Source organism: Tenacibaculum xiamenense (genome assembly GCF_964513065.1).
GTDB lineage: Bacteria > Bacteroidota > Bacteroidia > Flavobacteriales > Flavobacteriaceae > Polaribacter > Polaribacter xiamenense.
On the sequence record NZ_CAZEQU010000033.1, the window covers coordinates 58339 to 72484 of the forward strand.

At 29.4% G+C, this 14146-nt stretch carries 12 protein-coding genes; 4 read left to right on the forward strand and 8 right to left on the reverse strand.

Annotated features, from left to right (window positions below; genetic code table 11):
* Positions 1–97: 97 nt before the first annotated feature.
* Positions 98–1072 carry a YheT family hydrolase gene (locus ACKTTV_RS11405; protein ID WP_408030962.1) on the reverse strand — a complete coding sequence of 325 codons (975 nt, stop codon included), beginning with the start codon at positions 1070–1072 and terminating at the stop codon, positions 98–100.
* Positions 1073–1241: 169 nt separating this feature from the next.
* Between ACKTTV_RS11405 and ACKTTV_RS11410 the strand changes: the two genes are divergently transcribed.
* Together ACKTTV_RS11410 and ACKTTV_RS11415 are read left to right on the forward strand one after the other, a co-directional pair.
* On the forward strand, positions 1242–2306 hold the full coding sequence (locus tag ACKTTV_RS11410; RefSeq protein WP_408030963.1) for a DUF6252 family protein: 1065 nt from the start codon (positions 1242–1244) through the stop codon (positions 2304–2306).
* A 108-nt stretch (positions 2307–2414) separates the two neighbouring features.
* Complete coding sequence (locus tag ACKTTV_RS11415; protein WP_408030964.1) at positions 2415–3155, forward strand: CDP-alcohol phosphatidyltransferase family protein; 741 nt, start codon at positions 2415–2417, stop codon at positions 3153–3155.
* Here ACKTTV_RS11415 and ACKTTV_RS11420 read toward each other — a convergent pair.
* On the reverse strand, positions 3145–3612 hold the full coding sequence (locus ACKTTV_RS11420; RefSeq protein WP_408030965.1) for a hypothetical protein: 468 nt from the start codon (positions 3610–3612) through the stop codon (positions 3145–3147). The two genes, ACKTTV_RS11415 and ACKTTV_RS11420, sit on opposite strands and share 11 nt — an antisense overlap.
* Before the next feature lie 261 nt (positions 3613–3873).
* Between ACKTTV_RS11420 and ACKTTV_RS11425 the strand changes: the two genes are divergently transcribed.
* A complete protein-coding gene (locus ACKTTV_RS11425) occupies positions 3874–5127 on the forward strand; it encodes an erythromycin esterase family protein (RefSeq protein ID WP_408030966.1) in 1254 nt (417 codons plus the stop codon).
* Positions 5128–5241: 114 nt separating this feature from the next.
* The gene (locus ACKTTV_RS11430) at positions 5242–5619 is read left to right on the forward strand and encodes a DUF2200 domain-containing protein (protein ID WP_408030967.1); all 378 of its coding nucleotides are present in this window, start codon (positions 5242–5244) and stop codon (positions 5617–5619) included.
* A 200-nt stretch (positions 5620–5819) separates the two neighbouring features.
* Here the strand turns inward: ACKTTV_RS11430 and ACKTTV_RS11435 are convergent, their stop codons facing one another.
* The 6 genes from ACKTTV_RS11435 to lptB all read right to left on the reverse strand — a co-directional run bounded on the left by ACKTTV_RS11435 (position 5820) and on the right by lptB (position 14082).
* Entirely contained in the window at positions 5820–6536 is a 717-nt protein-coding gene (locus tag ACKTTV_RS11435; RefSeq protein ID WP_408030968.1) for a heavy-metal-associated domain-containing protein, read from the reverse strand.
* Positions 6537–6621: 85 nt separating this feature from the next.
* Positions 6622–7182, reverse strand: a complete 561-nt coding sequence (locus ACKTTV_RS11440; RefSeq protein ID WP_408030969.1) for a helix-turn-helix domain-containing protein — start codon at positions 7180–7182, stop codon at positions 6622–6624.
* A gap of 177 nt (positions 7183–7359) precedes the next feature.
* Positions 7360–7899, reverse strand: a complete 540-nt coding sequence (locus ACKTTV_RS11445) for a GNAT family N-acetyltransferase (protein WP_408030970.1) — start codon at positions 7897–7899, stop codon at positions 7360–7362.
* Between the two features lie 146 nt (positions 7900–8045).
* Positions 8046–8504, reverse strand: a complete 459-nt coding sequence (locus ACKTTV_RS11450; protein ID WP_408030971.1) for a hypothetical protein — start codon at positions 8502–8504, stop codon at positions 8046–8048.
* A gap of 355 nt (positions 8505–8859) precedes the next feature.
* Positions 8860–12513: an RNA-binding domain-containing protein gene (locus ACKTTV_RS11455; RefSeq protein WP_408030972.1), complete on the reverse strand. Its 3654-nt coding sequence runs from the start codon at positions 12511–12513 to the stop codon at positions 8860–8862.
* A gap of 834 nt (positions 12514–13347) precedes the next feature.
* Entirely contained in the window at positions 13348–14082 is a 735-nt protein-coding gene (gene lptB, locus ACKTTV_RS11460; protein WP_408030973.1) for an LPS export ABC transporter ATP-binding protein, read from the reverse strand.
* Between the last annotated feature and the right edge of the window lie 64 nt (positions 14083–14146).

Here is a 14146-nt window from a genome sequence, read left to right on the forward strand (position 1 = left end):
TATTTGTACAAATATCTGAAATACTAACAACATAACTGTTTTTTTAACAAGTTATTGCTATTATAAATTTCAGCGCTAAAGTAAGAACTCTAAATAACTAAACGAGATCTATTTTCTCTTTTATGAATTGAACCATTTTTTGTTCCAACCAATTATTCTCAGTTTTTGTAAATGAAGAAAGAAACCCAACATGACCACCATAATTTGGAGTGATTAAATAGAAGTTATCAACTTTTTCAGCCTCTTCATAAGGGTAGCATTCTTTTGAAAGAAAACTATCATCTAAAGAATTGATTAATAAAGTAGGGTGTTTAATTTCGGGAATATAGGGTTTAGAACTAGCCTTTTCCCAATAATCTTCTGAGTTTTCAAACCCAAATACCGGAACAGTATATTGCTTTTCTATATGTCTAAACTTACTTGCTTTTGCTAATAATTTTCTATCCAGCTTAAATTCAGGAAACTGTTCAGCTTTTGCTATAAGTTTTGACTTCATTGTTTTTAAAAACTCCGATAAGTAAATTTTATTCTTAAACTTAGATAATTCGGCCTGTGAAGTAGTTAAATCTACTGGAACAGAAACAGCGATAGCACCTTTAACAGTATTAGGAATATGAGCATATTCACCCAAATATTTTAAGGTTAAGTTACCTCCTAAACTAAAACCAACAATAATGATGTTCTCATATGAATAATTTTCATAGAGGTAATTTACTACAAAATCTACATCATCCGTTTTTCCGCTATGGTAAGTGCCTAATAGCAAATTATCTTCTCCACTGCAGCCCCTTAAATTCATACATACCGTATCAAAACCATTGTTGTTGAGATATTTTGTAGTGGTAAGCATATAGCTTGAAGAAGAGCTTCCTTCTAAACCATGTATTAAAAGAACCAATGTGTTCGATTCAACGATGGAAAAATCAAGATCGATAAAATCATGATCCCAAGTTATAACTCTTTTTCTTTCGTAGTTAACATCTTCCTTCACAAATAAAGGTCGATAAATGGTGTTAAAATGCCCATTTTTAAAAGGTAAGCTTGGTGTAAAGTTCGATTGTAAAACTGGCATAAGGTTAGTTTTATAGCTATTTTAAGCAAATATCATAATTTTTTTCTCATAAATCAATCATTTCAAGGAACTAAATTATATTACATATTAAAACTGTATTGTTTTGTGAGATAAGTGTTTAGGGTTGTTTTGAGATAAAATTACTATTTTTGAGTTAGTACTTATTTCAATGGGGAGTAAAAATATTTTTAGGGGTTTAGTTTTCTGTTTTCTTTTCTGTACCTGTAATTCACCTTTCTTAGATCTTAATGGTGCATACGTGCGTAGTGATGAAATATCATGTGAAGAAGCAGAAGATAATTTAATTGTAGCGGAATCTAATTTTTCAAATGTCACTACCACCAATTATTTTGAGCTTTGCGAAGCTTATAAGATAGTCTTGCAAGAAAGAATAGATGCTTGTCAGGAAGTTGATGAGGATCTATTGGAACAACTGGCACTGTTAGGAGATTGTAATTTAACTTCCTTTTTTCAAGTAAATTTTGACAATGATACTTATTTTGCGAGCTCTTCAAAAGCCGAAATTGACGGACATACCTTATATATCGATGCTTTAAAAAGTGAAACAGGAGAGGCGTTCAAAATTGTACTGCATGATTTAGATGTAGGAACTTTTAATTTAGGTGTTAATCATGGTAATGGTATAAGAAATATAATTCAATATTTACCAGAAGTAGGAAGTAATAATGTTTGGGAGTCCAATACCGATGGAATACAACCTCAAGGACAACTTGTTATTACTGAAGTTGATTATAATAATATGTGGGTGTCAGGAACATTTAACTTTATAGGAACTGATTCAAATGGTAATACAAAAGAGTTTACTAGTGGTGTTTTTGAAAAGATTGTTTTTACAAAAAAGGATGATTTTTTTGCTAAGGTTGATGGTGTTGAGTTTGTTGATGTCGATATTATTCCTGGAGTTAATAACTTTGGAATTATTGGCTTTAAAGTTGTTGATGAAAACGGGGCTTCTATTACCATCGGAGTGGCACATGATGTAACTATTGGTACTTACAATTTCAGAGTACTTCCTGAGGTACCATCTGGAGATTATTCTCCCACTTTTGACGATTTTCATAGGGCCACTGGGACCATTAGTATAACAACACATAACCAAGAACATAATTTACTTATTGGAGATTTTGAATTCACAGCAGAACCTGTTCATACCGGTGTTGGTACATATGAAATAACAGAAGGACATTTTTGTGTTACATATATAGATAATTAAACCAGCTATAAAGTCATAAGTTCTTACTTTATTAAGGAAAATTAAGTTGAGATCAAAAAGCCATACTTCAAAAGGTTTTATTATTTTCGTCTTTAAATTCGATCAACTATGAATATAAAAAAGCATATTCCAAACCTAATTACACTTGGAAACTTATTGAGTGGAACCATTGCTGCAATTTTAGCAGTAAAAGGAGATTTTTATGGAACGGCAATAATGGTAATTTTGGGAATTGCTTTTGATTTTTTAGATGGATTTGTAGCAAGGATTTTAAAAGTACAAGGTGAACTAGGAAAGCAACTGGACTCATTAGCTGATATGGTAACGAGCGGAGTAGTACCTGGAATTGTAATGTTACAGCTATTTGTTAACGCAATTGATATTGATGCTGTAGGATACTTTGGAGTAGACGAATATGGAAAATCAGGAAGTAACTTACCTTATTTAGGATTAATTTTAACGTTGGCCGCTGGATACCGTTTGGCTAAATTTAATATTGATGAAAGACAAAGCGATAGTTTTATAGGTTTACCAACTCCTGCAATGAGCTTATTTGTTATTTCATTGCCTTTAATAGGAGAGTATGGACAAAGTCAGTTTTTTCTTGATTTATTGCATAACAAGTATGTCTTAATAATAATTACCTTCTTATTATCTTTTTTAATGAATGCTGAATTACCATTATTTTCATTGAAGTTTAAATCTTTCGGAATCAAAGAAAATATTGTTAAATATATTTTCTTAATTACATCCATCCTTTTTATTGTACTTTTAAAAGTAGTGGCCATTCCAATGATTATTCTATTGTACGTAGTTATTTCAGTTTTTCAAAATATGGCTAAGTCGTAGATCTTTTCAATAATGTAACTACAAAATTAAGTACACCAAGAAAAGGACTTAATAATAGTATTAATAAGGCTAAGGTTATCCATACATTTAAATCTACATTGGATAAAAGAGAACTTTCGTTATTTTGATAAAAGTTCCTTGGCATATCGTTCATATTCATCATTATAGCATAAATACCATAATTGATTATTAATAGGGCTGCACTAATAAAGAGGAGTTGGATAAACAAGATGGTTTTATTGATTCTCTTCTTTAGAAAATTAGATAGGAAATGAATAAATAATGAAATTCCGATAATAATGATTAAGAATATAGAAAAATCAATACCTGAAAAAACAAAGTAAGTATCATGGATATTAATATCAAGCATGTCCACGGTATGAAAAAATCCAAGGATTAACTGGAATACTATGATGAATCCATAAAAAAGGTAGGTATTTCTATTTAAGCTGCTCATTTTTTCTTTTAATAGCATTCTAAAATAACATAAAATTAAGTGATAAAGCTATTATAAATATATTGAATTCACTAAAAATAATAGGTTTTGATAAAACAAATCATTTTGATTGTTAGGGAAAAATCTATCGTTTAGTCTGCGATTAATTTTTGATTTAGGAATAGATTTATTAGTCATAATGATTTCTTCCAAATTAAAAATTAAGTTGTATTTAGTTAAAAAATAGTAATTTACTGCAATTTTAAAAGCTTTAGAAAACTTATGAAGAACTTTTTGCAAGTATTGCTATTAACGATATTTAACCTACCATGTTTTTCCCAATGTAATCCAGAATTGAAAAACTATGCTGCTGGATTCGATAAGATAAGTATAACTTCATTTTCCTTTTTGGATAATGAATTAGAGAACGTTCAAATTGTTGGATATGGTGAAGATACTCATGGTACCGCCGAATTTACACTTTTAGCTCAAGAGCTAATGTTATACTTGTCAGAAAACCATGGATTTCGCCTTCTCATTCTTGAAACTGGTTTTGGAGAAGGTCAATATCTAAATGATTATATCCAAGGAAAAAATAATGATTTGAAGTTTATTATGAACAATAGAAATCAAACTTGGAGGTATAGAACGAAGGAGTTTTATCAATTAATGAATAATTTAAAGGAATATAACAGAACTCACTCAGAGAAAATTTATCTGTATGGTTGTGAGATGCAGTATGTTCTTTCAGACATTAGTAGAATTAAGGATTACCTAAAATTGGTTGGATCTACCTTTAAAATAAACAATTTTGAAAAGTTTAATTTATGGGAGAACTTTGATGAAAAGGAGAAGGTAAGCTATTTCAATTCTTATGCAGAACTAAAAAAGCATTTTATTGATAATTATAAAGAGTTTAAAAGCAAATCATCTGAAAAAGAATATCAAATAGCTTTTCATTTAGTTGAAGTTTTGGGGCAATTTGTAACTACGATTAACCAAACAAATTGGAGGAGAAAAGGAGAATTCCGTGATACTTATATGTGTGAAAATATAGAATGGATTATGAATCTTCATCAAAATCAAAAGAAGGCAGTATATTGGGCACATAATGCTCATGTAGGTGATTGGGTTGACAATGGAAATGTAGATGTTACGGGACATCATTTACGAAGAATCTATGGTGATTATTATTTCAATATAGCAACGGATTTTGGTAAAGGAGAGTTTATTGCTTATCCTGCGGATGCCCATCAAACTGGAAATTGGAGATTTGATGTTTTTGGCCACGATCAAGTCTTTAAAGATTCGTTTTCATATTGTTTGCAGAAGCTAGGGAAGCCAAACACATTTTTTAATTTCCGAAAAGCAAGAAGAGACAATGCCTTATTTAAATATTTGAACTCGGAATTAACAACAATGAGTGGTGCTGGTGCCCAGGTGAGAAGCAATAAATCAGAAACAAAGAAACTAGGAACGGCATTTGACGCAGTGATTTACTTAAATAAAACGAGTAAAATAAATTGGGAGGAGTAACAGCCTAAATTAGAGATGCATTTTCTTATGTATTTTAGAAAATGAGTAAATTTAATATTGTAATTGAAGAAAATAAGTCTGGAATTGTACTAATTAACTTAAAATCAAATAGAAATGAAAGTTACCGCAAAAAAGAATCAACAAGTTGCTAATATGATTTTTGGGTCAATTTATCCACATTATTTGAAGAGGATAGAAAAGAATGGTAGAACAAAAGAAGAATTAGATCAGGTTATAAAATGGCTAACAAGTTATGACGATAGCACTCTCGAATCTTTTATTAACGGAAAATCAACTTTTCGAGAGTTTTTTGAACAAGCAAGGATGCATCCAAATGCCTATATGATTAAAGGAGTGGTTTGTGGTTATCGAATAGAAGAAATTGAAGATGAATTCCAAATATATAAGCAATGTAGGCAAATGGAAAAGCTTATTGATGAACTTGCTAAAGGACGTAAAATGGAAAAGATATTGAGGGTAGAGAAGAAGTAGTTTTATTTTAAATTAAGAAGAGTTATTGCCGAAATTACTAAAAACCATGTTCGTGTTTTCATGAATGAGTTTTCATAAATAAGTTACCAGACAAATGGATACTATTTGTTTAAAGTTATAAGATGCTTTTTTCCAGATAAAACGGTTCAAGTTTAACCCCAGAACCGTTATTACCTTTGTACTTATTAGCTGTTGATTTTTTAAATCACAGACATAATTAACATTGCTAAGCTCATCAGTATCATTAAACCGTCTTCTATAATTGTTACGGTACTCATGGGTAGGTTAAAAACATCGCCTAAACAAGCACATTTAATTACTTTTTTGTTCAATACTGTTTTTAATACACCAATAATACTAACTGACATAACAATAAAAGTTACACTATTAGTTATTATTAGATTAAAGTTTGTTAAGAAAGCAATACCAAGTGCTAATTCAGTAAAAGCATATATATAGCCCCAATTTGGAAATTTTCGAGCTATAATATCGTACATCATATAACTTTCTTTAAAACCTTTTAAATTTAACATCTTGAAGAATGAAAAGGTCAAGAAGAAACCAGCCATAAAATGCCTCATCCATCTCATTAGAATAAAACTTTCAGATGTTAACTCAATAAGAGCAGTGGTAGAAAATATATAAATAAATATAAGCAAGACAGGCTTATATGTGATAAACCAAGACTTAGTTTGTTCAACAGTCTCATTGTGATATTGTGCCGAAATAACATATTTACTGTCTAAAGCGCTTTGTAATTCCGACAAGTTAATATGCTTATCCATTTTGATGGTTACGGTATCATTATCTTTTGAAACATCTACTTTATTTACATTATCTATAGAAAGAAGGGATGATTTTACTTTGGATACACAGCTTCCGCAGGTAATTCCTGTAATATCATATGTATGTGTCATTGCAGTGTGAATTTTAATTATAGTACAAAGTTCTTATTTTGAAGGGAACTTTTATTTACACTATTTTAGATTTCATTTGTAAGATTTATAAGTCTTCTAATGGTGTACGTTTTATAGTTTTCATTTTTTTGAAGTGACTTGGTGTTAGCCCTGTGACTTTTTTGAATTGATTACTCAAATAAGCAACGGACGAATAGTTTAGTTTGAAGGCAATCTCACTCAATGTAAGCTCATCATAAACTAATAACTCTTTTACCTTTTCAATTTTTTGAAGAATAAAATATTTTTCGATGGTAATTCCTTCAACTTCTGAAAATAAACTACTGAGTGTATTGTAGTCTTTTTGTAGTTCTTTAGTTAAGTATTCAGATAGCTTTAAATTAATGCTATTGTTTTTACTTTGAACTAATTCAATAATCAGATTTTTAACTTTTTCAATGGTTTTAGTCTTTCTATCATTTAGAAGCTCAAAGCCAAAGGAGTTTAATTCTTCAATAAGTTTTTCCTTAACAGAAGTTATATCATGTTCTTTCAATTTAATTTCACCCAATTCTACCTGGATAGGGTGAAGTCCTAATTTTTCAAGACTCGCCTTTACCACCATTTTACAACGGCTACATACCATGTTTTTAATGTAAATCGTCATTTTTTCAGATTATCGTGAGTTACTGGACATGATTTATACATGTTTTATGAACCGAATTTAGCAAATACTTAATGAAAATAATAAAAAAGAATGCCGTTATAATTGGTGTTCGAGTGTTTTTTATATTTATCCTGATAGTTTTATTAAACTGTGTTTTAATGGAGTTTAAGTTTTATACTATATGTTGTTGTTTATTTCGTACAACACGCATTTTTGTAATTCTTTATATTCGGAAAGCAAGGGATGATAAAAACTTTTAGTCTTTTTCATTCCTATTTTTTTCATGACACTTTCTGATTTATCGTTTATCTCTGGACAGATCGACTTAATGTTTCTCAGTCCAATTTCATTAAAGGCATATTCAAGACATCTTTTTGCTCCTTCAGTAGCAAAACCTTGTCCCCATTCTGTTCGTGCTAATCTCCATCCAATATCTACACAAGGAGTAAAATCCGATTCAAAAGTTTGCTCGGCAATTCCTATAAAACCAATAAACTCTCCATTTTCAAGTTTATCAACTGCAAAATAGCAATATCCATTTTCAGAAAATTGAGTTCTCATTCTGTCGATATGTTGATTTGTTTCTTGTTGAGTCGGGATTTTTGGAAAATATTCCATTACTTTTGGATCAGAGTTGATCATTCCCATTTTGGGTTTATCACTCTCTTTCCAGTTTCTAAATCCTAATCTTTTAGATTTAAATAAATAATCAGCCATTTGTTTTTATATATAGTACTAGTCTAGTATTTCCTTCAATTTCTAGATTAAAATTACTTGTTTTGTTTTAATATAGGTGTTAATCGTTCTGATTGGGGGTGGATTTAGTTATAATTGTGTTTACAAATTGATGTATCTGTTTTTATTTAGAAAATCAGTTTTAACTCTCCATTTTCAGGTATTAAATCCCACTGTTTACATAGCTGATCAAATTCCGACTTTATTTTTTCAATATCGGTCATATTCATATTAGGAACTTTAATCCCATTAATATTTTGAGCTTCCCAATGTATTAATTCAATAAACTGTTCTGTTTTAGCAGCTCCAGAACCAATAGATTGAAGATTTCTAGCCATAATTTCGGCTAGCCAAGTTTCAGAACCTAAATTTTTGATCACTTCTTTGTCGGACAATTGTTCGATGGTCATTCCAGTTTTAATTTTTCCGTAAAAACCATTTTTCAAATTGAATTCTTTTTCAACGACGTAATGAGCAATATCATGATTAGGAGTGTCAGGTCCAAGATTCATCTTTGTAAACGTACCATCTTTTCTTTTACAAGTTAGCGTATTTCTATTTTTACCTTTTGCAATTATTATTTCCATTTTTCAAATGAGATAAAACTTTTGGAGTTTGATTGTTGCGATTTTTTACCAAATGTAACCAAAATTATTGGGGTTTGGCATTATTGACTACATTCTAAAGTTTCCTGAGTTAATAACGGATTAGAAATATACTAATAGTACAAGTGAAAGGAAAAGATATTAAGAATAGCTTTCAATAATTCAACAGTCCATTAGAAACATCTAACAATGGATCTTTCTTACTATTGAAATATTGAAAACTGGTAGGTCATAAAATCGATAAATAATGAGTTAATCTAAAAAGAAAATAATATTTTTAAGATCCTAATAAAACTGAGGATTACTTTTCATAGGATACGTTGTTGTGCCTCGTTATTTATTGTTTAGTTGTATTGATTAATTGTTCACGAAATCTGTTTTTCAAAAACTTTGATAACTCAACACCTTTTAATTTAACTGTGGAACTTAGGTTTCTAACATAAATGCTTTCTTCAGACGAGCCTTTTTCATTTTTAAGCAAAAACACTTCTTCGTAACTTTTTTTTACGTTCACAATTAGGATATCTCCTTTAGGAAATTTCAAGAATTCTTTTTCTAATAAGGTCGATGAAAAACTATCACCAAAATAATTTTTAATCATCAAATCGAAAAACTTACCAAAGCCATCTCTATTCTGGTTTCCATTTTTAAATGACTTATAATCTTGTTCAAGACCAAATATTTTCTTGTCATCACTAACACCAATTAAGAGTTGACCTCCATTTGTATTGGCAAATGCACAAATTGTCTTAAGAGCACTGTGAATGATTATTTTATCTATTCCTCTTACATTCTTACTCAAATTTTTTACTTCGCTGATTTTTTCTTTTATTTTTTCTGAATGTTCGATAGATTTATGTTTCTTTAGTTGCTTTTCTAAACTTGCGATTATTCGGTTCTGTTCGTTTGTTGGAACAGGTGTTTTAAAAGTTGATTTAAATTCAAGTTTTTCGCCTTCGTCTTCATTTATTTTTTTAATCCAATAATTTCTCTTCTCTTTTAGTTCCTTTTCTCTTTTATCTTCAATAGTTTCTTTAACAGATAACACGCCTTGACCTATATATTCACGTATTCGTTTAAGATTTTTTAATGTGTAATCATTTAGAGTTGTTAAATCTTCGTCATTAATTTCTGATAATAGCAAATTATTCGATAATACAGTTTTTGCAACTGCTTTTAATAAAATCTCATTTTCTTGTATAGACCTTTTAACCAATTTGAATATTAATTCTAAATCATTTTCATCACGACTATTGAATAAATAAAGTATGTCAATGAAAAAAATTAGATTTTTAGATTCTGGAAAGTTCTCTAATGTTTTAGTTTGAATTTTATCTTTAATATTGACAATATAATTTCTAAAATCATCATATTCTTCGTAACTATAATTTTGTATTAATTCATCAAGCTTATTAATACTATTAAAGTACTCAATATATATATTCAATAAATAAGAACGAGCATTTTTTGTTTTGGAAAAAAATGCTTTAGCAAATTTCACATATTTTATTTTTTCCTCGATTGATTCTTGAAAAAATGCAAATTGCTTAAAAACAAATCCTTTCTCAACTTCTATTCGAAAATCATTATTAAAATCCTCTTCAGTTAAATCTTCAGATAGGTCAAATCCATATTCATTCAATATGTCATAGTATTCATTTTCATATTTAGTGCCTATAAGCTGTTTAAAACCTAAATTAAGTTTATCACCATTATAGCCCAAGAAATAGACTGGTATCTTATCACCTAAAGAAAAGATAGTTTTGTAATCATATAAATTATAATTACTATCAGATATTTGATTCTGATGTAATAATCCATCTCCATATTCAGTTGATATGAATATGCCCGTGTTGTTTGAATCAAACATCTTAACATATTTAACCACTCCTGAAATAACTTCACCTATTTTTAATACGGTATTTTGTTTTAAATTTTCAGAATAATAATTTGCTGAATCTATATCAAATTGTTGGCAGATAAAATATTGAAAGCGAGAGCAATATAAATTTATTTTTACGTTTGACTCCCAATCTAATTTTTCTTTTTCATAATACTTTAAATCAGTATCAACAATATTTTGAAAAGGTAAAAAGCCATTAACATCATTAACGATACATTTAAAGCCATTGTAGTGTTTTTGAATGATTTTAGCCTTAACTGAGCTCCTGCCCAAATCTAATTTGATTGATTCATTAGGGTTTTCTGATATTTCTTTGTGCAGTATTTCAATTTTATTATTATTTATCTTAACAGGTATAATATGATTGTCTGTTGGATTCGAAACAAAATAAAAGGCATTTAAAAGAAGTTTCTCATTTAAAGCTGAATTGTTATTTAATAAAGTATTGAATCGATAAAACTTTGAACCTAAAACATTTGATTCTACGACTAAGTCTGCAAGGTTCGAAAGTTGAATTTGAATATAAAGCCAATTGATATATTTTGTTATTTCCTTCTTTTGAATATTATTTAAAGACTGTGAAAAAACAAAATGTTCTTGCTTCAACGAGCTTCTATAAATTTCAAGAGATTTATTTATATAAACTATTAGTCTTTTAAGAACATATTTTTGCTCTTTATCTATTGTTTTTATTTTGTTTAAAAAGTGTAAAAACTCAATTTCATCGAATGTTTCGAAATGTGAATGTTTTAGAAAATAGAAAAAACCTCGAAAATTGAGTTTTTTCTCTTGTTCTTCATAAAATTCCTTTTGCTTAAAATTTAGAATATAATTGATTATTGATTTTTCTAAATTATTATTTACAATAATTTGTGTAGTCTTTAATTTTGTTAGCTTTCTTTCTTCATCGTCCTTTATTGCTTTTAGAATTCCACTTGATAAAATCCAATTTTCAAACTTATTGTGTAGTTCAATTACATTGATAACTTTCTTTAAGTTTTTTCTATTCGCTTCTTCGTACTTAATTTTTGTTAAAATGTAATTACAATAAGTAAAGACCCAAAATCCACTATTCTGTTCATATTGAGATTTTAGTTTTAAATTGTATTCGTCGTTGTCATTCAAATAGTTTGTGAAAAACTTCTTTTTTATAGAATCATCTTGAACTATTACATCAAATTCATAGAAAAAAGGGTCTTTACTATTAACTTGTTTTAAATGAATACGTGTATTAATGTTTTCTACAGAACAACTTATTACTTCATTAGGCTCTAATCTGTTTTCTTGATTAGGAATTGAAAGTACCTCATATTGATTATTAAACTTATCAGATAATAATATAACCTTATAGTCAAAACCCTTATAAGATGTTTTGTCTTGAAACCCTCTAACGCAAAAATCATATGTTTTGCCGATTGAATAATGTGGATGTCGTGAATCAAAAGTTATTAGTTTTGGTGTTCCATCGGGATAAATACCAATTACTTTACATTTTATAGTTTCAAATTTCCAATCTTTAGCATTTTGCCACGGAAGTGTACGAACTTCAATAGTGTCACCAGTATCTTTTACTTCTAACTTTACACATTCAAATTCGTTTTCCGCTTTATCTATTAGTTTTCCAAATCCTATTATTTTGAAATCATAAACATCACCAATTGTCCAGTATTTATTAGACACTTGTACATTTTTTAATCTTGGTCTACCTTTTTTATAACCAACTACTTTGCAACGAACTGTTTTTAGATCAAGTTGCCACTGGAAGGCCTTTACGGTTAAAGGAGCTATGAAATCACTTTCTAACTCAAAATACTTTCTGTTTTCAATTTCAATTATATTATTTATTTGCAAGTCTTTTTCTTGACCTATTTTAAGTTCTGGGTGAGTTATTGAAAGATATGTTTTGTTATGGTTCGGATTAAATACCTTTAAGAATTCAAATTCTTTATACGATTCTATATTTTTAAATACCTGAATCTGATTTTTAGGTATTAAGTGTTCTCTTTTAGAGCCATTCTCCTGTATGATAAAAAAAGCCTTATCATCAATTATTGTTTCTTTTTTTATTAAACAACTTATTTCATTCATACTGTTTGTTTTTTAATGAGGCACAACTAGTTATATCCATACGAATATAATCGTTATCTGTTATATAGTTCCGGATAAACAGACCTTTTGGGTTTTGTTATCCATGGAGTTAATTATTTAAAAAGCATCGCTAAAAAGTGAAAATTTTACAATAAGAAAAGAGATAATGAAGTATGCAGTTAAAGTAAGTATATCTCTCTAGATTTGTAGTATTTGGCTAATTTTTTAGTTCGCTTTTTCTTTAAAGCGCTAACCTAGAAAAAAGAAAGGAAATATCCTTACGGTTTCCCGTAACATGCTCATTTTTAATTTTGAGTGTTGAATTTTAAATGATGAGTTTCTTTGCGGTCAATTATCAGTTAACAGTTATTAATTATCAATGTTTCTTTATTTCAAGATGAGATTCCGAATTAATTCCGGATAACACATTTATTAAGATTATGACTAACAAAGGATAATGATGAATATTTTAGGATTTGAAATGCTTCTAGTGATGGTGTTAAGATGTCTTAGTACTATTGAATAATGTACTAGATATATTTTTCACTTCACTATCACTTAAAAAAAATACTCGAATTGATACTCGGAGGAATTTAATTATCAGTTATCAAGTGGGCAATTATCAATACTTAATGAAATAACATCTTTTGCAAATCGAATAGAGTAGTAGTTAGGAGATTCAGGAAGTCGTAAAAGTTTCCACGTCACCACTGAAGAGAGTGTGAGCTGTGAATTCTGATTAGCGCCACCGCTGAAAGGGATGTCGTAACTTTAGATTATTGACTCCTCGAATTTAGTAACTTTCAACATTAGACTTTTGACTTCAGGCTAGGACTAGAACTTCTTCTTTTTAAGCTCAAAGTCTTTCCCCAAATACACACGTCTTACGGTTTCGTCTTCAGCAAGTTCTTCTGGAGTTCCTTCTTTTAAGATGCCTCCGTTATACATCAAATAAGTTCTATCGGTAATTGCCAAGGTAGCCTGTACATCGTGATCTGTAATAAGGATTCCGATGTTCTTATTTTTTAATTGGGCGACAATCCCTTGGATATCTTCTACAGCAATCGGATCAACTCCCGCAAAAGGTTCGTCCAATAAAATAAATTTCGGATCAGAAGCCAAACAGCGTGCAATCTCAGTACGTCTACGTTCACCTCCCGATAACAAGTCTCCACGGTTTTTTCGAACATGTCCTAAGCTAAATTCTTCGATAAGCTCTTCCAAACGTTGCTTTCTTTCAGCTTTAGTTCTGTCGGTAAATTCTAAAACAGACATGATATTATCTTCTACAGAAAGCTTTCTAAAAACCGAAGCTTCTTGCGCCAAATACCCAATTCCTTTTTGAGAACGCTTATACATAGCATCCTCGGTAATTTCTTCATCATCTAAGAAAATAGAACCACCATTGGGCTTTATCATTCCTACAATCATGTAAAAAGACGTGGTTTTACCAGCTCCATTTGGACCTAAAAGTCCTATAATTTCACCTTGTTCAACCTCTAAAGAAATACCTTTTACTACTTTACGTTTACCGTAAATTTTCTGTATGTCGTTGGCTTTTAATATCATGTGATTTCTGTCTGTCTTTTTTTTAAGCAGTTAAAATTAGTCATTCATTCCAAAACGACCTCTT

Excerpts from the sequence above, each read along its gene's own strand:
- ACKTTV_RS11405 (WP_408030962.1), bottom strand. The coding sequence starts at position 1,072 with ATGCCAGTTTTACAATCGAACTTTACACCAAGCTTACCTTTTAAAAAT.
- ACKTTV_RS11410 (WP_408030963.1), top strand. The coding sequence starts at position 1,242 with ATGGGGAGTAAAAATATTTTTAGGGGTTTAGTTTTCTGTTTTCTTTTC.
- ACKTTV_RS11415 (WP_408030964.1), top strand. The coding sequence starts at position 2,415 with ATGAATATAAAAAAGCATATTCCAAACCTAATTACACTTGGAAACTTA.
- ACKTTV_RS11420 (WP_408030965.1), bottom strand. The coding sequence starts at position 3,612 with ATGAGCAGCTTAAATAGAAATACCTACCTTTTTTATGGATTCATCATA.
- ACKTTV_RS11425 (WP_408030966.1), top strand. The coding sequence starts at position 3,874 with ATGAAGAACTTTTTGCAAGTATTGCTATTAACGATATTTAACCTACCA.
- ACKTTV_RS11430 (WP_408030967.1), top strand. The coding sequence starts at position 5,242 with ATGAAAGTTACCGCAAAAAAGAATCAACAAGTTGCTAATATGATTTTT.
- ACKTTV_RS11435 (WP_408030968.1), bottom strand. The coding sequence starts at position 6,536 with ATGACACATACATATGATATTACAGGAATTACCTGCGGAAGCTGTGTA.
- ACKTTV_RS11440 (WP_408030969.1), bottom strand. The coding sequence starts at position 7,182 with ATGACGATTTACATTAAAAACATGGTATGTAGCCGTTGTAAAATGGTG.
- ACKTTV_RS11445 (WP_408030970.1), bottom strand. The coding sequence starts at position 7,899 with ATGGCTGATTATTTATTTAAATCTAAAAGATTAGGATTTAGAAACTGG.
- ACKTTV_RS11450 (WP_408030971.1), bottom strand. The coding sequence starts at position 8,504 with ATGGAAATAATAATTGCAAAAGGTAAAAATAGAAATACGCTAACTTGT.
- ACKTTV_RS11455 (WP_408030972.1), bottom strand. The coding sequence starts at position 12,513 with ATGAATGAAATAAGTTGTTTAATAAAAAAAGAAACAATAATTGATGAT.
- lptB (WP_408030973.1), bottom strand. The coding sequence starts at position 14,082 with ATGATATTAAAAGCCAACGACATACAGAAAATTTACGGTAAACGTAAA.